Source organism: Streptomyces sp. NPDC020780 (assembly GCF_044334475.1).
Classification (GTDB): Bacteria; Actinomycetota; Actinomycetes; order Streptomycetales; family Streptomycetaceae; genus Streptomyces.
This window is the reverse complement of the sequence record NZ_JBIRTB010000005.1, coordinates 64,559-85,376: the sequence shown is the minus strand read 5'-3', so window position 1 is coordinate 85,376 and position 20,818 is coordinate 64,559. Positions and strand designations below refer to the sequence as shown.

The following is a 20,818-nucleotide window of genomic DNA, read 5'->3' as shown; positions in this document are numbered from 1 at the left end:
ATGAGTAAGGAAATTGCATGGCGCGTGAGCATGATCCTTCCCATCGCGTACCACCGCCGTCGGGTACGTCCGCCGGTGCGGGCGACCCCGGGAGATCCGGGAACACACCGGTGTCGGTCCGCCGGGCGGTGACGATGCGCGGGGCGACCGGCGACCCCGGGGGCGCACTCGCTCCGGGCGGCGCACGGCGTGGCCCCACGAGTACGCCGTCCACCGCGGCCGGCCCGGACCCGGCTGCCCGCACGGAAAGCCGGGCGAGCAAGGACCCGGAGAACCGGGACCCCGAGACCAGCGAGCCGGAGGGCACCGAGCCGGAGAACGAGGGAGCCCGGAAGAGGACGACGGAGCGGACGGGAGCCGTCGCGGCCGCCGGTACCGCGAGAGGTATCGGCGCCCCGGGGCCCTCGGCCGGGGAAACGCCTGAACCAGGTGCGTCCACGGCCGACTCCACGGCCACGTCCGCCTCTCCGGCCTCCTCGGGACGTACGACCTCCTGGGCGGGTACGGCTGCCTCCGGCGCCTCGGCCGCCTCTACGGCGGCGACGCCGTCCGCCGCCCCCTCCGCCCCGGCCGCGGGGTCGGCGACCGTCAGCACCGCGGGCGCGTCCCCGGACGCCGCGATGGCCGCGGCAGCGGCCGGTAGCGGTGGCACGGGCGCGAGTGGACACGCGGGCGACGAACCGCCCGGCAGCCGCCCCAAGAAGCCGATGCTGGCCGCGGCGGCGATCGTCGGCGCGCTCCTCATCGCGGTCCCGTTCCTCGTAGCCGGGCAGGACGACCGCAAGCCCGAGCGGACCCGGACGGAGAACGCCGCCGGGACGGTCCTGGACACCGAACGCTCCGCTGCTCCGGACACCTACACCAGCAAGTCACCGGCGCCCTCCGTCAAGCCGAGCAAGAAGGAGGAGAAGGAGAAGAAGCAGCAGCCGCCGCCCGTCCCTGTGGTCCGCAAGGAGACGCCCACACCGTCACCGAGCGCGTCCACGACCAAGCCCAAGCCCAAGACCGAGAAGAAGGCCGCGGTCGTGGAGCTGACCCCGGCCGAGAAGCTCCGCCGGTGGGCCAACGGCCGCTCCGGGGTGCAGAACACCGTCCTCAAGAACGCGGCGACCGGACAGTGCGTGGACATCGGGGGCTACGGCGCGGGCAAGATCAACGAACCCGTCAACCAGTTCCCGTGCAACAACACGGCCGGTGACAACCAGCTGTGGAGTCTGGACATCGTGAGCCAGAACGGCGGGCCCCAGAACGCCCCGCTCTTCCTGGTCCGCAACAGCAAGGACGGGCTCTGCCTGGACCTGGGCGACTACGGGGCGAGGGCGGCGGGAACGAAGGTCAGCGAGTTCCACTGCCGCCCGAGCGGTGACAACCAGCTCTGGTGGCTCGACCCCCGCGGGGACGGGACGAACTGGATCCGGAACGCCGCCAGCAACGACCTCTGTATGCGCCCGACCGGCGGCGGGGGAGCGGGCAACGACGCCCGCCTGGAAATCGCCGACTGCGGTTCCGGTGATCACTGGATCGTCTGAGCACTCGCTCCGACGGACCACACGTCCCGGTTCTCTCGGTGCGCTCGACCGCACCGAGAGAACGGGGACGTTCTCCTTCCCGGCGTCCGGCGCCCCTGCCCCCGCTTCATCCGGAGAGCAGTGGGCAACGGCCGACGGCGAAGCCGGGACGAGAGGCGAGCAGCCCACGCCTACTTCACCCAGAGGATGAAGAACACCCGAGAGGAGCGCCCCCTTTACCGAACCCGAACCGGTACGGGCGCTCGGTCAGGCCTGAGCCGCGTACGCGACGAAGCTGGTCCACGAGGCAGGCGCCAGGGCGAGTTGAGGCCCTTCCTCGACCTTCGAGTCCCGGACGCGGACTGCCTCGGGGGAGGTCGCCACCTCGACGCAGCTGTCGCCGGAACCTCCGCTGTAGCTGCTCTTGAACCAGTCCAGTTCTGTGCTACTCATGCCGCTCCTCGCATCCTCCGCAGCAGGCTCGTGGAGTCCTCTAGGGAAAGAGCCTGTGACCGCATCCTGGCATACCGCATCTGGAGCATGCTGACCACTTTGCGGTCGGAGTTGAGCTGCCCGCTCTCCTGTCCCTCGCAGTACGCCAACCACGTGTTGTCCCGGGTTTCCAGCAGTTGGATCGGTCCGTCCAACCCTGCGTGATCCTCTCGGGTCTGGGGCATGACCTGAATCTCGATGTTCCTCAGCTCCGCCAACCGCAACACGTGCTCGACGAGGTCTCGGGTCACTTTCGGCCCGCCCGTTCCACGCAGGAACACCCCCTCCTCCAGAATGAAGCTGTACGCCGTGTTCGGCCGTTCCCGCAGTAACCGCTGCCGCTCCAGCCGCGCAGCCAACTGTGCCTCGATCTGCTCGTCGCCCAACGGCGGCAGCTGGTTGACGAACAGCCTGCGCGCGTACGCCTCGGTCTGCAACAGGTCGGGAACCAGACGGCATTCGTACGTATAGAGGCTGACCGCCTCCTGCTCCAGCCGTGCCCACTGCCGGAACCAACTGGCCAGCCCCGGTCGCCGCGACAGATGCCGTGCCGCACCCCGCAGCGTCCCGAAGGCGTCCAGGACCTCCTCGGCGCGGTCGATGAACTCCGTCGAAGGAAACCGCCGCCCCTGCTCGATCGAGCCCACGGTCGGCACGGAATACCGCACCCGCGCGGCGAACTGTTCCTGCGTCAGCCGGGCCCGCGCCCGGAACGCCTTCACGACCTCCCCGAACGCCTTCAGGCTGTCCGAACCCTCAGGCTCCGCCCCACCGTTGCCCGCTGTACCCCCGCAGATGCCACCCGCACCCACCGCCCCGTCGTCCAACCGGCCCACCTCCACGTACACGTTCCCGCCGTCCACCCCATGCTCACGCGCCACCGCACCCGGCGTCCACTCTCCGCACCCGTACGCTGACTCAGCGTACGGGTCCCCGACCTGGCGCACGGGCACCGCACCCCGGAGGCGGTGGTGCGGGTGTGGAGGCTCGTTGGGAAGCAGCGGAAGCCAAGAACCCCGCAGACCGGACGCGGGCATGTCCTCATCCTCGCGGCGACCGCTTCCGGGCCCGCGCAACCGCCATCCGTACGCCCGCTCCCCGTACGATCCGCTGATCTGGCGGCCCGCGCGGGACCGGACCACCGTGGCTCCCATGACGACTCCCGCCACCCCCACGGCGCCCAGCAGCCGCGCACCGCGCGCCGCCCACACGTTCACCCAGCGCTTCAGCTCCACCCCGCGTGGAGCCAGGCTCGCCCGGCGGCTCGCCGTGCTCCAGCTCGACCGGTGGGGTGTTCCTCTCGGCGGCCGACTGTCCGACGCGGCCGCCCTGGTCGTCGCCGAGCTGGCGGCGAACGCCGTGACACACGGCCGGGTGGCCGGGCGGGACTTCGAGCTGAGGCTGACCCGTGCCCCCGGTGCCGTCCTGCGCATCGAGGTCTCCGACGCGCGCGGTGAGCGGAAGCCACCCGCGCCGGGAACCCTCGGCAGGCGCGGGGCGGGCGAGCCCGGGGGGTGGGGGCTGCTCCTCGTGGAGGCGCTGGCCGACCGCTGGTCGGTGCACGACCGGGTCCCCGTGGGGAAGACCGTGCGTGCGGAGTTCGATCTGCCGTGCCGCCCTTAGGGTGCCCGACGGCCCACCATCTCCTCAGCCCGCTCCTCGCCGTCGGGCCGGACCGGGCCCACGGGATCTGGCCGGTCCCATGGGCCGGCCCGGCCGGTGGGCACGCCCACCGGCCGGGCCGGGTCTCCCCGTCAGGCGAAGGGAGTGGTGAGGACGGAACCGGTGCCCACCTGGAGGGTGGACGGGCCGTTGCCCAGTGCGCTCCAGACCTCGACGCGGACGGTGCCCCCGTTCAGGTCGCCCAGGGTCCCCGTCGCGGAGGAGACACCCTGCCGGGCCGACGCGTAGTCCTCCCAGCCGGTGACCGGGTCGGAGGCGAAGTAGCGGAACGTCTCCACCCGGTCGAAGGTGCCGTCGCCGGTCAGGTCGTAGGAGACCCGGGCCTGCTGGGCGTAGCCGACGTTGGTACCGGCGTCGACCTTGAAGGTGAAGGCCGTGGCGGAGCCCGCCTTCAGGGTGCCCCTGACGTTCTTCACCTCGTAGACGAGCGGGTTGTACGGGGTTCCGTCGCGATTGGCCCCTCCGGCCGACGCGATGGTGTCGGACGAACCCGCTCCTGCCGCCTGGGTGGTGAGCTCACCACCGGAGCGCAGGTAGAAGGTGTTCCCCGTGACCGGCGGGGGACCCGCGGTCGTGACGGTCACGGAACCGCTCGCCGGGCCCACCTGGCCGGCGGTGTCACGGGCCTTGACGCTGTAGGTGTACGCGGTGCCGGCCGTCAGCCCGGTGTCGGTGTAGGTGGTTCCGGGGGTCGTGGCGACCTTGGTGGTGCCGCGGAACACGTCGTAGTCCTTGATGCCCTTGTCGTCGGTCGCCGCCTTCCAGGTGAGTGTCACGGAGCTGCTGGTGAGATCACTCGCTACCGGGGTGCCGGGCGCACCGGGCGCCTCGTCGCGCGGGGGAGGGGTACCGGTGGTGGTGACGGTCACGGTGCCACTGGCCGGGCCGACCTGGTTGGAGGTGTCGCGGGCCTTGACGCTGTAGGTGTACTGGGTGCCCGGGGTCAGTCCGGTGTCGGTGTAGGTGGTTCCGGGGGTCGTGGCGACCTTGGTGGTGCCGCGGAAGACGTCGTAGTCCTTGATGCCCTTGTCGTCGGTCGCCGCCTTCCAGGTGAGTGTCACGGAGTTGTCGGTGACATCGCTCGCGACGGGGGTGCCGGGCGCACCGGGCTTGTCGTCCCCGGGGGCGCCGCACGGGGTGCCGAGCTCCGTGTCGGTGCCCGCGCCGGAGGCGGTCGACCGCGCCGGGACGTTCAGCACGCCGCCGTCGGAGAAGAGCACCGAGCACGCCTCGGTGGTGTAGTTGTGCGCGGAGTAGGTCGTGGTGCCGTTCTTGTCGAAGGCCACGGCGGTCGGGGAGTTGGCCGTGACCGTCATGTCCGGCGATCCGATGGCGTTCATCGTGGCGACCCAGTGATAGGTGTGGGCCTTGGTCTCGCCGGCCTCGGGAACGTAACCGCCGTTCCACTGGTTCCAGTAGCTCATGGCCTTGGCAGGGTCGTAGAGGGCCTGCACCTGCCAGAAGACGTCCTTCCACTCGACCGCCGGACCTCCGTTCTCCTTCTCCATCTCCGTGACGCTGCGGCGGAGCATCTCCTTCTCGCGGGCCAGGTGCAGGGAACCACCGGTCATCGGAAGGAAGTTGATCCCGTGGATCTCCTCGGGGTTGGCGGTCCACCAGGTCGAGTACGCTCCGCCGCTGCTCCAGACCATGCCGACGACGTCGTGGGTGAAGTCCTCCGGGTAGACCTGCTGGTCGGCGTCGAACCAGTACTGCGCGATCGCCTCCGACTCGGTCGTCATCATGTAGACGCCCTGGTCACGCAGCGCCTTGTTCCCCGTCGCCGAGCCCCACAGGATCAGTCCGGCGCTGAGGTTGATCGACTCGGAGGAGGACTCCTGGTTGTTGCCCGCGGCGAACGCCTCGTGGCCCGCGGCCCAGCTGTGGCCGGCGTAGACGTCGAAGCCGCGCAGGAACGGGTACTTGGGGTCGTTCCTGGCCGGGTTCGCGGCATCCTTGACGAGTTCCTTGAGCATGCCGCCCCACTCGGAGTCGGCGGCCCACTGAGGGTCGTACTGCGCCACGACGGCCGCGGCCATCACGTAGTACGAGTAGTGGAAGTGGTGGTCGTTGAGCTCCTGGTCACTTCCGTACGAGGCCGGGTACCCGATGAGGGTGCGCCAGTCCTTGTCGTAGGAGAACTCGGAAGCACCACCGACGGTGAACCACTCCTCCAGACGGCCCTTGAGCAGGCTCAGCAGCTTGTCCCGGTCGGCGGTGTCGCCGATCTGGTCCGCGAGCGGGACGAGCTGGGCGAGCTTGCCCAGGGCCTTGCCCGTCCAGTAGGTGTCGATCGCGCCGCTGAAGGGGTCGCCCTGGGTCAGCACGTCGTTGATGTAGCCCTTGAGCTTCGCCCGGTCGACGCCCGCGGCGCTCGGCAGGCCGGGCAGGACGCCGTTCACCTTCTGCGTGGTCGTGAAGGACGTGCCCTCGCGGACCTTCATCTCGCCGCGTGAGGAGACGTAGCGGTAGGCGGTCAGCGGATCGGTGGTGTGCAGCCACTGGTGGCGATAGAGCGCCTGGAAGGTGCCCGTCTCGGTCCCCTCCTTCGCCTCGGTGGTCAGCGAGTAGGTGGCCGTGACCTCGCCGTCCCCCTCCTTGTACTCCCAGTCCACCGTCGAACCGGTGACGAAGCTGAAGGCGTACTTCTCGAAGTCGGCCAGCGCCGCCTTGCTGGGAAGCACCGCCAGGGAGAAGTAGTGGTCAGCGCCCAGATCCGCCCGGATCTCGTTGCCGGAGACGGTCCAGTCGCTGCTGCTCGGGGCGAACAGCGCGTAGTCGTGACCCGAGATGGTGACACCGAGGACGTTGCCCTGGTCGGCGAAGACGGTCGGCGGGGCCGCGGCGCTGATCTGCGCCGCCCCGCCGGTGCCTTCCGCGTACACGTACGGCAGACCGTGTCCGATGGTCGTCCGCAGGCTGCGCGCACCGTCGTTCCAGGCCGGGCTGACGGTCCAGTCGCTCCAGCCGTCCGCCTTGGCGTCGGGGGAGTTGAGACCCGCGAGTCCCACCGTCAGATCGGCCTTGTGCGGGAACTCGTACTGACGGCCGCCGCCCACGATCTGGTGCGTGGTCGGGTAGCCGACCTCCAGACCGCCGGAGACCGCCTTGTAGGTGAGCGGGTGGCCGTACATGTTCTCCGACCACGGGTTGGCGGAGAAGCGCTGGAAGGCCAGCGAGGACCACCAGTCGTTCGTCGGGACGGGCGTGTCCGCCATCGCGGGCGTGACCTTCGGCTTGACCGCCTGGCCACCGTTGTCCGACGGCCCCTGGCGGCCGGCGGGGCGCACGTCGCTGTAACTGCCCTTGCCGACCTCGATGGTGGCGGCGGAGGCGACACCGGTGCTGACGGTGCCCAGGGCCCCGGCGGCCAGAGCGGCCGTCGTCAGCAACGACAGATATCTGTGAGATCTCATGCACTTCCCCTTTGAGAGCGCTCTCAATTCGCCGACAACGTAGGGCTGTACCTGGGTCCGGTCAATACTTTGAGCCGGAACCGCCTCCCCGGCGCCTGTGTCTTCCAGGGGTTGAAGGGCGCGCCCGGGTCCCGGGCGGTCGAGTGAATCCGTGCGTCTGACGTGCGCGAAGGCGCTGTGGCGTGCCGCGAACCGGCGTGCGCGCCTCGTCCTCGCCTGCCGCCGCGACGCATGACGAGGTCGCCGGAGGAGTACGGGTCGGCCCGTGGCTGGGAGCGCTCTCACGAGTCCGGCCGCAGGACTATGCTGCAACGGCAGCCCGCCCGGCTTCCGTACGCAGAACAGGAGAGCCTCTTGCCCGAGCAGACGATGACACCTCGCCCCACCCTGGAAGAGGTGGCGGCTCGCGCGGGCGTCTCACGGGCGACGGTGTCCCGTGTGGTCAACGGCGGGTCCGGAGTGCGCCAGCCGCTCATCGACAAGGTGCGCAAGGCCGTCGACGAGCTCGGCTACGTCCCCAACCAGGCGGCACGTTCGCTGGTCACCCAACGTACCGGTGCCGTCGCCGTGATCATCGCGGAGCCCGAGTTCCGGGTGTTCTCCGATCCCTTCTTCGAGCAGCAGGTGAGAGGGATCAGTCGGGAGCTGACGGCGAACGATCTTCAGCTCGTGCTGTTGTGGGTGGAGGGGGACTCCGACCACGACCGGATCGCCCGGTACCTCTCCGGCGGGCACGTGGACGGCGCTCTCGCGTTCTCCCTGCACAGCGACGACCGGCTCGCCCAGCTGATAGCCCACAGCAGAGTGCCGTCCGTGTTCGGTGGCCGCCCCGCCGCAAGCTCCTTCCCGGGCGTCCCGTACGTGGACTGCGACAACAGGGGAGGTGCGCGTGCGGCCGTATCGCACCTCGTGTCCGCGGACCGCCGGAGAATCGCGCACATCGCCGGGCCGCCCGACCAGACCTCCGCGGTCGACCGTGCGGCCGGCTACCACGACGTCCTCGTCGACGCCGACCCCGAACTGGTGCAGAGCGGCGACTTCACCGAGGAGAGTGGGGTCCGAGCCATGCGGGCGCTGCTCGACCGGTGTCCGGGACTGGACGCCGTGTTCGCCGCGAACGACCTGATGGCCCGGGGTGCGCTGCGCACTCTCCGGGAGCGGGGCCTGCGGGTGCCCGAGGACGTCTCGGTCGTCGGGTTCGACGACATGGAGGATGTCGCCTCCGGCGCGACCCCGGCCCTCACCACTGTGCGCCAGGATATCGAGGGGCAGGGCCGCCTGATGGTCAGACTGCTGATGCGCATCCTCGACCACCCCGGGCAGACGGGGGCCGATTCCGTCATCACGCCCACCGTGCTGGTGCGGCGGCAGTCCTCCTGAGTCCCAGGCGCGTACCCCTGTTCCGGATCGCTGCCCCCTGACGCCCGGTGCGGAGGAGCCCCGTGCTCCGGCCCGGCCGCCAACCCTGGCTCGCCTTCCCTGCGGGTGACGGCGCGGGTCAGCTGCGACAGCCGTGGCGCCCCGGCGCTTCCACCTCCCGAGCGCCCGGCGGAAGCCATCTCCCCTGTGTCCTCATGCACCCCTGCAGGCGTGGGTCGCAGCGGCAGGTGAGCGGTTGGCGGCGCGTTACGGCAGAACGTCCCGATACCGCGTGCTTGCCGGTGAGTCCATCGACGGTGTGCAGTGAGCCCGTACGGTCTCCGCATGCGCATGCGCATGTGAGGGCGCTCTCACGCGTGCACGAGCCCGCTTGTGAACCTGCGCCGTCGGGGTCCTGCAGCAGTGCGAATGTTTCGGCCCTCGCGGCGAATTGTGCGAGAGGCGTTGACGCCGCTCGCCGATTCCCTATTCTTTAGCTTGCTCGACACTCCGACCTTTGTTCGATATCACGAACACGTCGAGTCGCTCCACTCGCACACCGGGGAAATTCCGGGTCACGCCCATCGTTTCGGCCGAGCCGCAAGGAGCATGCCGCAGATGTTTATGTCATGGCCTCGTCATTTTCTGTCTCGTCCTCGTGCGTGTGTGGCCGCCACCGGCCTCGCTGCCGGTGCGGTCCCTCCGCCTACGGGAAGCTCCCGCACGGCAACCGCTCCGGCCCACGGGCGGACCCGTGCCGTCGCGGGGGCGGAGACGAACCCGGCGGTGCGACGGTACGCCGGCCCCGAGCGCCGAGGGCGTTCGGGCCGCAGGCGGTCGTTCGTGGCGCCGGCCGCCGTGGTCGCGGCCCTGGTCGCCCTGGCCGCGATGCTCGTCGCAGGTCCGGCCCAGGCGGCCACCAGCGGGGCCTTACGCGGTGTCGGTTCGGGCCGGTGCCTCGATGTCCCGAACGCGGGCCAGGCCGACGGCACGTACCTGCAGATCTACGACTGCTGGGGCGGTACCAACCAGCAGTGGACCCTGACGGACGGCAATCAGCTCACCGTGTACGGCAACACGTGCCTGGATGTTCCGGGCCACGCCACCACGGCCGGTACCCGCGTGCAGATCTGGACCTGTTCCGGCGGTGCGAACCAGCAGTGGCGGGTGAACACCGACGGCACGGTCGTCGGTGTGGAGTCCGGGCTGTGCCTGGAGGTCACGGGCGCCGGTACGGCCAACGGCACGGCGGTGCAGCTCTGGACGTGCAACGGAGGCAGCAACCAGAAGTGGACCGGCCTGTCCGGCACGTCGACCCCGCCCGACGGCACGTGCTCTCTCCCGTCGGCGTACCGGTGGACGTCGACCGGTGTCCTGGCACAGCCGGCCAACGGGTGGGCCGCGCTCAAGGACTTCACCACCGTGACGTACAACGGCAAGCACCTGGTCTACGCGTCGAACGTGTCGGGGTCGTCCTACGGCTCCATGACGTTCGGCCCCTTCACGAACTGGTCGGACATGGCCACGACCAGTCAGACCGGGATGAACCAGGCCGCGGTGGCGCCCACCCTGTTCTACTTCGCGCCCAAGAACATCTGGGTGCTGGCGTACCAGTGGGGTGCTTCGCCCTTCGTCTACCGCACGTCGAGCGACCCCACCAACCCCAACGGCTGGTCCTCTCCGCAGCCGCTGTTCACCGGGAGCATCTCCGGCTCCGGTACCGGTCCGATCGACCAGACCCTCATCGCCGACGGCCAGAACATGTACCTGTTCTTCGCCGGGGACAACGGCAAGATCTACCGGGCGAGCATGCCGATCGGGAACTTCCCGGGCAACTTCGGCTCCTCGTACACGACGGTCATGAGCGACACGCAGGCCAACCTGTTCGAAGGCGTACAGGTCTACAAGGTCCAGGGGCAGAGCCAGTACCTCATGATCGTCGAGGCGATGGGAGCGAACGGGCGCTACTTCCGCTCCTTCACGGCCTCCAGCCTGAGCGGCTCCTGGACCCCGCAGGCCGCCACCGAGAGCAACCCCTTCGCGGGCAAGGCCAACAGCGGTGCCACTTGGACCAATGACATCAGCCACGGTGACCTGGTCCGCAACAACCCCGACCAGACCATGACGATCGACCCCTGCAACCTGCAGTTCCTCTACCAGGGCAAGTCCCCGACCGCAGGCGGGCCCTACGACCAGCTGCCGTGGCGGCCCGGTGTCCTGACCCTGCAACGCTGACCGTGCTCGTGGTGATCGCGATCCGGTGCGGGCGGCCGGCGTGTGGACGGGTGGGCCGCACCCGGGGTGTCTGATACCCACCGCACCGAGGAACCCCAGCCGTAAGCCGGCTGGGGTTCCGCCGCACGCCGGAGCCGCGTAGGAGACCGGGCCGTACCTGCCGCGTGCGTCTGCCGGGCGGCAACGGGGAGCCCGACTACGGGTCATCCCCGCGAGGCCGGCCGGATCCGATGCCCGCACCGGGTCCGGCCGCAGCACGCTGCCGCTGCCGAGGTCAGCCCTTGAGGAAGTCGAGGAGGTCCCGGTTGAACTTCTCCTTGTGGCCCGGCACGAGGGCGATGCCGTGGGATCCGCCCTCGTAGACCTTGAGCGTGGCATCGGGGATGATCTCGGCGGACTTACGGCCGGTGGCGTCGATGGGGACCACTTGGTCGTCGTCGCCGTGGACCACCAGGGTCGGTACGTCGAACTTCTTCAGGTCCTCGTGGAAGTCCGTCGCGGCGAAAGCGTCGACACAGTCCACGCCGCCCTCGATGGTCTGGGCCATGGCCATGTACCAGAAGGCGTCCTTGTTGCCCTGGGTGACCTTGTTGCCGTCCCGGTTCGCGCCGAAGAAGCCGACAGCGGTGTCCTTCCAGAACTGCGAGCGCTCGGCCAGGATGCCGCGCTTGATGTCGTCGAAGACGCTCTGCGGAACACCCTCGGGGTTGTCCGCGGTCTGCAGCATGAGCGGTGGGATCGCGGAGAGGAGGACGGCGGACCTGACACGGTCGGTGCCGTGGCGGCCGATGTAGCGGGCCAGCTCACCGCCGCCCATGGAGTGGGCCACCAGAGTCACCTCGCGCAGGTCGAGCTGCGTGATCAGATCGTTCAGGTCGTCGGCGAAGGTGTCGAAGTCGTACCCCTCGTACACCGGAGTGGAGCGCCCGTGACCGCGGCGGTCATGGGCGATGCCCCGGTAGCCCGCGTCGGCGACGGCCTTGAGCTGGTCCTGCCAGGCGTCGCCGTTGAGCGGCCAGCCGTGGATGAAGATCACGGGACGCCCCTGGCCCCAGTCCTTGTAGAAGATCTCTACACCGTCACGGGTGGTGATGATCGGCATGGCGCACCTTTCTCGGATCTGCGGCAGCCCACCACGACGTGGCAGGGTCGAGAGGTTCGCCGTACACCGTGAGTGGTTGCCGGCAGGACACCAGCAGTGGCCGGTACCTCTCGTTCCGTCCCCCGTTCCATTTTTCACACGGCCACGGCGCCCGCACTTCGAGGTCACACGCGACCCGAGGGGCTCACGGCGGAGCGGGCCTCAGCAGGGGCTCGCTCCCACCTGGCCCGCCACTGTCCCGGCGACGCAGTCGGTCGGCTGTCACCAGCCACGCGAAGGGCGGTAGCCGTGCTCCCTCGCCGGCCTCACTCCAGCATGGCGAGGTGGTCGGCGGAGCCACCCCGCCACTCGATGAGGAAGACGGTCGCGTCATCGCTGGTCAGCCCGCCACGTTCGTGTTTCAGCATGCTGGAGAGCCGGAGTGCCGCTGACCGCATCCCGCCGTCCGCCATACGGCGCACACACTGGATGAGCCGTTCCTCGCCGAACGGCTCACCCTCCGCATCGCGCTCCTCGATCACGCCGTCGGTGTAGCACAGCACCCTGTCTCCCCGCGAAAGCCTGAACGCGCTGACCGCAGGCCGGTCGCCACCGAGGCCGACCGGCAGCGTGGTGGGGCCCTCGAGCTTTTCGGGCCCGTGCTTCCTGATCAGCAAGGGCGGGGGGTGTCCCGCGTTGACCCATTGCAACAGGCCGGTAGTGACGTCGAGGGTCATCATCTGGGCGGTGACGAAGTGATCGGCCCCGAACTGTGTGGCGATGGCCTCGTCCATGTACGTGTACATCTCGACCAGACCGATTCCTGCGCGTCGGGCGTGGCGGTAGGCGCCGATGGCCACGGTGGCCATGGTGGCGGCGTCCAGGCCGTGGCCCATCGCGTCGATCACCGCCGCGTGCAGGACGTCGTCGTTGAGGGCGTAGTCGAAGCTGTCGCCGGCGATGGCATACGCCGGCTCCACGGCTCCGCTCACCGCCACGTGAGGCACGGACATGGTCAGAGGTGGCAGCAGGGACCACTGCATCTCCGCGGCCACACTCATCGGCTCGCGCCGACGGGCCTGGAAGAACCGATCGGTATAAGCGTTCTTGGTGACCAGCATGTCGGCCACCAACCCCGCGAGTCTTCGCAGCAGGCGCCTGTCGTCGTCGTCGACGTCGTCCAACGAAAGAGCCATCACCCCGACCTCGTCGCTGCCGTCCAGCAGCGGCAGATACATACGCACACCGTCCGCCCGCTCGACCTCCACAGTGCTCCCGCTCAGCAAGGCCCTACTGGCCGGGGAGTCACCGATCTCCTCCGGTTCGCTGGCGAACAACCTGCGGCCCGGCAACGGCACGAGGAGCTCCCCGGCGTAGTCCTGCAGAAGGATGGACACCTCGCGGCCACCGATCCGCGCCACTTCCTCCGCGATCAACGGTGCGATCAACTGCGGTGGCATCTCGTGCGCCCGGTCCAGCAACAGACCCAGGAGCCGCTCGCCGAAGCCTTCCGACCGGTCGGCCCTCCCCGTACCGGGTCTCTGCTCATCTGTTGTCACAGTTCCTTCTCCTGACCGGACCGGTGGACGATCGACACGACCACCGCTGTAGCCCCGTCACGTCTCCACTGCCCACTCGGTCGCTTCAAGCCAACACCGTCATACCGTCCCTAACGACTCACGAACGCGCATATCACCCCAATGGCATACTGAGGCTGCCGCCTCTCACGACCCACCCGCTGCGCACGGACGACCCATGAGCGGCAGCCACCACACCGCCCGTCGACACCATCACAGTCAGCCCCCCACCGCCGACGAAGCACGCCAGTTCCCTTCCCCCACCGACGGACCCCGGCTGCACGCCCATGCTCCGGCGTGGTTCGATGTCGTCCGCTCTGACCATGTGAGGCGCAGGAGCGCGAGGGGCCGGTTCGGATCCAGGCCGCCCGTCGGAGTCCGCAGGCGAGGCTGCGGATGCCGGCCAGGCGGAGGCCCCGCGCGCGCCGGCCTCGACGCGACCTCGAAGACCACGTGACCCAGCCGCGGCGCCTCCTTATTGCACGGTGCGGGCCGATCACCGTATGGTCGCGCGGGCGGCGATGATCGCGACGGGGAGTCCGCCGGCGGGCGCCGCGAGCTCCTCGGGCTGAGGGGCGGCGACGGATTCGCCGCACGGCGGGCCGACGGCCGCGCCCGTCCGGCGTGAACAGGGAGATCGAGCGACGGACCCGCGTCGTCCCGGCCTCCTCCGCACCGCCGCCCTGGACCGGCCACCGCCGATCGCATCGAAGCAGCTGCCCGTGACCACACCGCCCGGCGGGACGTGACCGCCGAGTCGGCGGGTCAGGACCGGTGCGGGGGTTCGGCGCCGACAGGACAGGGTGTGTCGCGCCGAGGACCCTTCCGGCACACGTGCTGGTCACTTCGCACACCGAACAAGGAGAGATCTTGTCCACCCATCCGCTCACGACGGACACCGGCCAACTCAGCGCGCCGCCCCACGATTTTCCCTTCGATCCCACCCACGGCTACGACCTGCGGCGCCTCCTCGCGGTGAAGGCGCCGCAGGGCCCGGGCGACTTCGCCGACTTCTGGCGAGAGCGCCATGCGAATGCGCTGCGCATCGACACGGCCCCCCGGATCGAGGGGCCGTGGGCCACGGTGGACGGCATGCGGGTCGCCGACGTCACGTACACGTCCGCCGACGGCGTCCGTATCGGCGGGTGGCTGACCGTCCCTGCCGACGGCCGGGTCACCCAGGGCTGTGTGGCGACGCACGGATACGGAGGCCGGGAGGCCCCGGACCCCCGGCAGTTCCCGCCGGAGACCGCGACCATCTGGCCCTGTCTGCGCGGTCTCGGAACGCGGAGCCTGCTGCCCGGCGTGCCCTCGACGTCGGCGGGGCACGTCCTGCACGGCATCGGCGCCCGGGAGTCCTACCTCATCGGCGGGTGTGTGGCGGACGTCTGGTGCGCGGCCACGGCACTGCGGCAGTTGGTGCCGGAGGCCGCCGGACGGCTGACGTACCTGGGCACGAGTTTCGGCGGCGGCATCGGGGCGCTGGCGCTCCCCTGGGACGACCGTTTCCGTGCGGCCGGCCTGACGGTGCCGACCTTCGGGAACCATCCGCTCCGGGCGACACTTCCGTGCACGGGCAGCGGTGAGTCGGTGCGTACGAGGCTCGCCGAGGACCCCTCGGTGCTGGATGTCCTCGCGTACTTCGACGCCGCGACGGCGGCCCGGCACATCGAGATCCCCGTCCACGTGGGCGCCGCCCTGTTCGATCCGCATGTGCCCCCGCCCGGGCAGTTCGCGGTGTACAACGCACTGTCCGGGCCGCGCGAACTCGTGGTCCTGCGGGCAGGGCACTTCGACCACCCGGGCGAGCGGGCCGAGACGGCGGCCCTGGAAGAGGCCCAGCGACGCTTCCTGTCGGGGCCGGACCCCGAGGCGCCGCGCCCCACCGCCTGACCGCCCACCGCCTGACCGCCCACCGCCTGACCGCCCACCGCCTGACCGTCCGCCGTACGACCGGCTCCGCCAGGCCGAGGTCCTCACCGGTTGCCGCCCGGTGACCTGGTGGTTCCGCGACGCCACCGACGTCCGGCCCGCAGGACGTCGCGGAACTGCCGCGGTCGCTGCTTTTCAGGTACGGGCGCCCATCAGGCGCGATATGCTGATGCAGAATGTGCAAGGGATGTGCAGAACGAGGAGGGTCATGGTTACGCGGGCGACTGACGCAGGGACGAACCAGAGCGTCGAACGAGCGGTGTCGGTGCTGCGCGCACTCGACTCCGGCCGGGCCGAACTCCGTGTCTCCGACGTCGCCGAGCTCACCGGACTGGGCTCCTCGACCACCTCCCGCCTGCTGTCCACCCTGGAACGCCTCGACATGGTCGAACGCGATCCGGTCAGCAACCTCTACCGCCTCAGCCTGGGGCTTCTCCCCCTGGCCGCCACCGCCACCAACCGCCACCCCGTGCACCGGGCCGCCCGCATGGTGCTCCAGGGCCTCGCCACCCGCACCGGGCTCGGGGCCAACGTGGCCGTACGCCGCGGTGGCGAGCTGATGTTCCTGTGCAATTTCGAGGGCACGCGCGCCCCCAAGTCCTACACGCAGGCCGGACACACCGCCCCGCTGCACGCCACGAGCATCGGCAAGTGCCTGCTCACCGGTCTCACTCCCGAAGAGCGGCGCAAGCTGCTGGGAGATCCCCTCGACGCGCACACGGAGTACACGACCACCAGTCACGACCTCCTCGACGCCGAGATCGACACCGTCCGGCGCACCGGTTACGCCGTCGAGGCCGAGGAACGCGCCCTGGGCCGTGCGTCTCTTGCCGCACCGGTCCGCGACGCCTCGGGGGAGATCGTCGCGGCCATCTCCCTCTGGGGCCCGACCTCGGTGCTCGGGGACCGCTCCGACACCGAGGGGCAGCGCCTCGCCCTCGTACGCGAGGTCATCGAGGCCGCCGACGCCATCAGTCAGGCACTCGGCGCGCTCTGACGTACACGTGCGAAGGGGTCCGGTGGAAGCTCTCCACCGGACCCCTTCGCCGTACGGCTACGCGCCGTACGCCTTGAAGGCGATCACGTGCGCCTGCCGCGCCCCGTGCGTCGCGTCGACCACGAGCCGCAGCGCACCGGTGCGTACAGGGCCGCCGTCCGGGGCCTGCACCGCGTGTACGCGGTGGCGGCGCCGGTTGTCCGTCACCGTCAGCAGCGTGTGCCAGGTACCGACGGCGTCGCACCGCTGGACGCGGTAGTCGCGTACGAGTTCCGGCATGACCGCGTACGGGGTGCGGTGGCGGTGCAGGTTGTTGAGGTACTCGTCGACGTCATCGTCGAAGACCAGGCGAATCTCGGTGAGTTCCTGCTCGTCGTCCCAGCCGAGGCGGAGCCAGGGGGCGTCGTCCTCCCGCGTGGAGGACCACATGTGGGGGCCGCCGTAAGGACGTTGGTATCCGCCTACCGCCCGTTCGGGGTGGAACGCCCTGGTGGCGGGGGTCGCCCGGAAGGCGAAGGTCTGCCGGCGGAGGCCGCGGGCCTGCCATTCCAGGACGGGTTGGCCGTCCTCCTCCGGGATGTCGTGGTCGACGCCCGCGTCCCCCTCGACCTTCCTGCGCAGGGCGAGGACACCGTCGGTGCGTTCGGGGAGAAGGACCAGGGCCGTGCCGGCGCAGGCCCGGACGACGAGGATCGCGTTCCGGGGAGTGTCGGGGTGGTGGTCGAGGCGGGCCGTGACCCAGTGGGGGCCGCCCGGCGGCACGGTGACGGTGGTCGTGAGGAGGTGGCCGGCGGGGACCGCGTTCTCGGGTTTGCCCGTGCTCCACAGTTCCACGGTGAGTTCGCGGGACCGGTCGTCCGGGGCGCCGTGGACGAGCAGGTCGACCGTGTCGAGTGCGGGGTCGACCGGCAGCAGGAGGGCGAGGTCGCGGGTGAGGGGGTACGGGGTGCCGGGCGCGTCCCGCGTCGGCTCGGCGGCCAGACGGTCCAGGCAGGACGAGGCGGTGACGCGGGCCGTGCGCGCCAGGTTGCCGGGGTCCTCGTCGGCGAGGCCGATCACCGATGCGTCCTGGCGCAGCAGGGTGCGGCGCACCAGGTCCGCCCGTTCGGTGGCGAGTTCCCGAGGCGTGAGGTTCTCGGCGACGCACAGCGCCGCGGCGGTACCCGCGGCCTCGCCGAGTGTCGCGCAGGTGGCCATGACGCGGGTGGCCCCGAAAGCGATGTGGGTGGCGGAGATGTTGCGCCCGGCGAAGTGCAGGTTCGTGACGTTCGCCGAGTAGAGGGAGCGCAGGGGGATGTGGAAGACGCCGTCCGCGTACCGCTGGCGCGCGCCGGGCTCCTCGGCGTACATGCCCTGTACCGGGTGGAGGTCGACGGACCAGCCGCCGAAGGCGATCCGGTCCTCGAACTGTCGCTGCTGGAGGATGTCCTGCTGGGTGAGGACGTGATCGCCGAGGAAGCGGCGGTACTCGCGCTTGCCGGGGAGACTGCCGACCCATTCCATGGTGAGGTTCGCCGCGTCCGGGAACTGGCCGGAGTTCTTGATGTGGTCCCAGATACCCATGATCACGGACTGGAGTTCGTCGCGGATGCGCTCGTTGTCGTGGACGGTGTCGAGTTCGCCGCCCCATTCGATCCACCAGTAGTCGCAGCCGTTGTCGCCGGTGCGCAGGATGCGGTTGCGCAGGATGGGGGTGGTCGACAGGTCTTTGGCGTAGGCGGGCGGTACGAACTTCACCGGCCGGCCCGTGTCCCTGGTGTGGAAGAGGATGGTCGAGCCGAGCAGCGCCCGGTCCGCCTCGGACGGCGCCCAGGGCTCGTCGAACTCGGACCGCGCCTCACGGCCGATGCGGTAGTGGGCGCCGGCGAGGTGGCCGACCAGGCCGTCTCCGGTGCAGTCGAGGAACTGGCGCGCGCGGAAGGTGATGCGGCGCTCCGAGCCCATCATCCAGCCGGTGCAGGAGTGCACCTCGCGGCTGTCGGCGGGGCCGCTCGCGTCGACCTCGCGTACGTCGGTGTTGAGGTAGAGGTCGATGTTCGGTTCGGCGCGGACGGCGTCGAGGACGACCTGGTCCCAGTAGTAGGGATTGCCCTCGGGGTTGCGGTACTGGTTCTCGGTGTACAACTCGCCCATGATCCCGGTCTCGCGGGCCCAGCGGTGCACGCCGTGTGCGGTGGCGCCGCAGACCCAGACACGGATCTCGCTGCTGGCGTTGCCGCCCAGGACGGGCCGGTTGTTGACCAGGGCGACGCGTCGGCCGAGCCGGGCCGCAGCGATGGCCGCGCAGGTCCCCGCCAATCCGCCGCCGATCACGGCGATGTCGTAATGGACCTCTTCTTCCCGCACGGTACGGCCTCCTTGTTGTGAAGCTCGGATACTCCCCGCCGCAGCGGGGCGGCCTTGAACGTACATCACATCCATATTGTGCAACCATTGTTCAACCTATGGGTTCCGCTGTAAGTTCCGGTTGCGGCCTCCGACCTGGCCGTCGTGAGCCGAAGTGCGGGTTCGAAGCAGGTGGGCTGCGCTCCCGGTCCTGCACAGAATCGGCGATTCACTGACGAAAAGGGTTGACGCCGTCGCGGGATATGGAGAACGATCCCGCATGCTGCAACTTGTATTCATCGCAGCAGGGACGACGTTCGCGCAGGGCTGCGGCGCTCCCGCCACCACGTGAGAGGACAGACCCATGAGTACGGCCGCACCTCCCCAGAAGGCGCCCCCACCCCGCGAGCGGAGCGGGGGGCGGCTCTCCAACGGTGCGTTCGCCCTGCTGCTGACCGCACCGGGCCTCGCCCTGTTCGCGGCGATCATCTTCTACCCGCTGCTGTCGGCCCTGTTCACCGGCTTCTTCAGGCAGGACCTGCGGCTTCCGGGCCGGGAGTTCGTCGGCCTGGACAACTTCACCTACTGGCTGGACGGCGACTTCCTCGCCATCCTCGAGCAGACGCTGGTCTTCACCGTCGGCGCGACGCTCGTCCCCTTCGTGGCCGGGTTCGCGCTCGCGCTCGCGCTGAACACCGGACTCAAGGGCAGCGGCTTCCTGCGCGGCCTGTTCCTGTTCCCGTGGGTGATCCCGGGCGTGGTGGTCTCCTTCCTCTGGATGTGGATCTTCAACGCGAACTACGGGGTGCTCAACGGCGTCCTCATGGAGGCCGGGATCCTCGACGAGTCCGTGGCCTGGCTCGGCCGGCCCGGCACCGCGATGCTCGCCGTGATCGTCACCAAGACCTGGGCCAGCTTCCCGTGGATGATGGTGATGCTCCTGGCCGGTCTGCAGACCGTGCCCAAGGAGCTGCACGAGGCGGCCTCGATGGACGGGGCAGGATCGATCCGGCGCTTCTTCGCCGTCACCTGGCCGCAGGTCCGCGGTGTCGCCTCGATCGTGCTGCTGCTGGAGTTCATCTGGAACTTCCAGCACTTCGACACCATCTACGTCCTCACCGGCGGCGGGCCCGCCGGCACCACCGAGACGTTCGCGACCGCCGTGTACCAGACCGCCTTCAAGGGCTTCGACATCGGCCGGGCCACCGCACTGGGCGGACTGTGGATGCTGCTCCTGCTCCTCCTCGTCGCCGTCTACCTCAGGATCACCGAGCGGAAGGGCGACGCCTGATGACCTCCACCACCCCCACCCCCGTGTCCGCCGTCGGCCGGCCGCAGCCGTCCGCCACGCGGGCCGGGCGCAGCACCCGGCGCCGGGTGCGCAAGGACCTGCTGCGCTCGCGGATCGCCGCCTGGAGTGCGGTCGTCGTCATCGGCGCCTTCGGCCTGCTGCCGGTCTACTGGCTGCTCGCCACCGCGCTGAGTACCCCCGAGTCGACCTTCCGGTTCCCGCCGAAACTGGTACCCACCGATCTCACCCTCAGCAACTTCACGGCGCTGGCCGAGAACGACCAGCTGATCACGTACATGATCAACTCGCTCGTCGTGGCCTCGATCACCGCCGTGCTGAGCGTGATCGTCGCCACGTACATGGGCTACTCGTTCTCCAAGTTCCGCTACCGGGGCCGCCGGTCGCTGATGCACCTGGTGCTGGCTTCCCAGATGTTCCCCCAGGCCCTTCTGCTGGTGACGCTGTACACCGTCTTCTCCAGCTTCGGCATGCTCAACACGTACACCGCCCTGGTGCTCTCCTTCACCACCTTCACCATGCCGCTCTGCGTCTGGATGCTGAAGGGCATCTTCGACACCATTCCGGACGCCCTGCTGGAAGCGGCGTCCATCGACGGCGCCTCCCGGTGGCGGACGCTGCACTCCATCGTGGCGCCGCTGGCCGCGCCGGGGATGATCGCCGCCGGACTCTTCGCCTTCGTACGCGGCTGGAACGACTTCATCTTCGCGCTGACCCTGGCCGACAAGGAGAAGCAGACCCTGCCCCCCGGACTCGTCTCCACCTACATCGGCGAATTCCAGACCGCCTGGCCCCAGCTGATGGCCGCCTCGCTCGTGGTGTCGGTCCCTGTGATCGTCGCCTTCATGTTCCTGCAGCGCTACCTCGTCGGCGGCATGACCGCCGGCTCGGTCAAGAGCTGAAC

At 69.8% G+C, this 20,818-nt stretch carries 14 protein-coding genes; 8 read left to right on the top strand and 6 right to left on the bottom strand.

Going from position 1 to position 20,818, the window contains the following annotated elements:
* The first annotated feature begins 110 nt into the window (after positions 1 to 110).
* Positions 111 to 1,529 (top strand): RICIN domain-containing protein, encoded by a 1,419-nt coding sequence (locus ACH4VO_RS11330; protein WP_360991628.1) that lies wholly within the window; start codon positions 111 to 113, stop codon positions 1,527 to 1,529.
* A gap of 246 nt (positions 1,530 to 1,775) precedes the next feature.
* Here ACH4VO_RS11330 and ACH4VO_RS11325 read toward each other — a convergent pair whose 3' ends face one another.
* Positions 1,776 to 1,961: a DUF397 domain-containing protein gene (locus ACH4VO_RS11325; RefSeq protein ID WP_360991626.1), complete on the bottom strand. Its 186-nt coding sequence runs from the start codon at positions 1,959 to 1,961 to the stop codon at positions 1,776 to 1,778.
* Positions 1,958 to 2,827, bottom strand: coding sequence for a Scr1 family TA system antitoxin-like transcriptional regulator (locus ACH4VO_RS11320; RefSeq protein ID WP_398440928.1), 870 nt, complete (start codon positions 2,825 to 2,827; stop codon positions 1,958 to 1,960). The genes ACH4VO_RS11325 and ACH4VO_RS11320 overlap by 4 nt, the downstream gene beginning before the upstream one ends.
* Before the next feature lie 325 nt (positions 2,828 to 3,152).
* On the opposite strand from ACH4VO_RS11320, the gene ACH4VO_RS11315 reads away from it, so the two are divergent.
* Positions 3,153 to 3,623: an ATP-binding protein gene (locus ACH4VO_RS11315; RefSeq protein ID WP_360991623.1), complete on the top strand. Its 471-nt coding sequence runs from the start codon at positions 3,153 to 3,155 to the stop codon at positions 3,621 to 3,623.
* A 131-nt stretch (positions 3,624 to 3,754) separates the two neighbouring features.
* On the opposite strand, the gene ACH4VO_RS11310 is transcribed toward ACH4VO_RS11315, so the two are convergent.
* Positions 3,755 to 7,099, bottom strand: coding sequence for a glycosyl hydrolase (locus ACH4VO_RS11310; protein ID WP_360991620.1), 3,345 nt, complete (start codon positions 7,097 to 7,099; stop codon positions 3,755 to 3,757).
* 354 nt (positions 7,100 to 7,453) lie between these two features.
* Between ACH4VO_RS11310 and ACH4VO_RS11305 the strand changes: the two genes are divergently transcribed.
* A complete protein-coding gene (locus tag ACH4VO_RS11305; protein WP_360991618.1) occupies positions 7,454 to 8,479 on the top strand; it encodes a LacI family DNA-binding transcriptional regulator in 1,026 nt (341 codons plus the stop codon).
* 867 nt (positions 8,480 to 9,346) lie between these two features.
* Complete coding sequence (locus ACH4VO_RS11300) at positions 9,347 to 10,693, top strand: non-reducing end alpha-L-arabinofuranosidase family hydrolase (RefSeq protein WP_360991774.1); 1,347 nt, start codon at positions 9,347 to 9,349, stop codon at positions 10,691 to 10,693.
* A 274-nt stretch (positions 10,694 to 10,967) separates the two neighbouring features.
* Here the strand turns inward: ACH4VO_RS11300 and ACH4VO_RS11295 are convergent, their stop codons facing one another.
* Together ACH4VO_RS11295 and ACH4VO_RS11290 are read right to left on the bottom strand one after the other, a co-directional pair.
* Positions 10,968 to 11,795: an alpha/beta hydrolase gene (locus ACH4VO_RS11295; RefSeq protein WP_360991615.1), complete on the bottom strand. Its 828-nt coding sequence runs from the start codon at positions 11,793 to 11,795 to the stop codon at positions 10,968 to 10,970.
* A 305-nt stretch (positions 11,796 to 12,100) separates the two neighbouring features.
* Entirely contained in the window at positions 12,101 to 13,333 is a 1,233-nt protein-coding gene (locus ACH4VO_RS11290; RefSeq protein ID WP_360991612.1) for a PP2C family protein-serine/threonine phosphatase, read from the bottom strand.
* Between the two features lie 888 nt (positions 13,334 to 14,221).
* Here ACH4VO_RS11290 and ACH4VO_RS11285 point away from each other — a divergent pair.
* On the top strand, positions 14,222 to 15,244 hold the full coding sequence (locus ACH4VO_RS11285) for an acetylxylan esterase (RefSeq protein ID WP_360991610.1): 1,023 nt from the start codon (positions 14,222 to 14,224) through the stop codon (positions 15,242 to 15,244).
* A 247-nt stretch (positions 15,245 to 15,491) separates the two neighbouring features.
* Positions 15,492 to 16,280: an IclR family transcriptional regulator gene (locus tag ACH4VO_RS11280; protein ID WP_360991607.1), complete on the top strand. Its 789-nt coding sequence runs from the start codon at positions 15,492 to 15,494 to the stop codon at positions 16,278 to 16,280.
* Positions 16,281 to 16,337: 57 nt separating this feature from the next.
* On the opposite strand, the gene ACH4VO_RS11275 is transcribed toward ACH4VO_RS11280, so the two are convergent.
* Positions 16,338 to 18,626 carry an FAD-dependent oxidoreductase gene (locus ACH4VO_RS11275; RefSeq protein WP_360991604.1) on the bottom strand — a complete coding sequence of 763 codons (2,289 nt, stop codon included), beginning with the start codon at positions 18,624 to 18,626 and terminating at the stop codon, positions 16,338 to 16,340.
* A 343-nt stretch (positions 18,627 to 18,969) separates the two neighbouring features.
* On the opposite strand from ACH4VO_RS11275, the gene ACH4VO_RS11270 reads away from it, so the two are divergent.
* On the top strand, positions 18,970 to 19,896 hold the full coding sequence (locus tag ACH4VO_RS11270) for a sugar ABC transporter permease (protein WP_360991601.1): 927 nt from the start codon (positions 18,970 to 18,972) through the stop codon (positions 19,894 to 19,896).
* On the top strand, positions 19,896 to 20,816 hold the full coding sequence (locus ACH4VO_RS11265; protein WP_360991599.1) for a carbohydrate ABC transporter permease: 921 nt from the start codon (positions 19,896 to 19,898) through the stop codon (positions 20,814 to 20,816). Before ACH4VO_RS11270 ends, ACH4VO_RS11265 begins: the two co-directional genes overlap by 1 nt.
* The last annotated feature ends 2 nt before the right edge of the window (positions 20,817 to 20,818 follow it).

Coding starts and splice junctions, on each gene's coding strand:
- ACH4VO_RS11325 (WP_360991626.1), bottom strand. CDS start 1,961: ATGAGTAGCACAGAACTGGACTGGTTCAAGAGCAGCTACAGCGGAGGT.
- ACH4VO_RS11315 (WP_360991623.1), top strand. CDS start 3,153: ATGACGACTCCCGCCACCCCCACGGCGCCCAGCAGCCGCGCACCGCGC.
- ACH4VO_RS11310 (WP_360991620.1), bottom strand. CDS start 7,099: ATGAGATCTCACAGATATCTGTCGTTGCTGACGACGGCCGCTCTGGCC.
- ACH4VO_RS11300 (WP_360991774.1), top strand. CDS start 9,347: ATGCTCGTCGCAGGTCCGGCCCAGGCGGCCACCAGCGGGGCCTTACGC.
- ACH4VO_RS11295 (WP_360991615.1), bottom strand. CDS start 11,795: ATGCCGATCATCACCACCCGTGACGGTGTAGAGATCTTCTACAAGGAC.
- ACH4VO_RS11280 (WP_360991607.1), top strand. CDS start 15,492: ATGGTTACGCGGGCGACTGACGCAGGGACGAACCAGAGCGTCGAACGA.
- ACH4VO_RS11270 (WP_360991601.1), top strand. CDS start 18,970: ATGAGTACGGCCGCACCTCCCCAGAAGGCGCCCCCACCCCGCGAGCGG.
- ACH4VO_RS11265 (WP_360991599.1), top strand. CDS start 19,896: ATGACCTCCACCACCCCCACCCCCGTGTCCGCCGTCGGCCGGCCGCAG.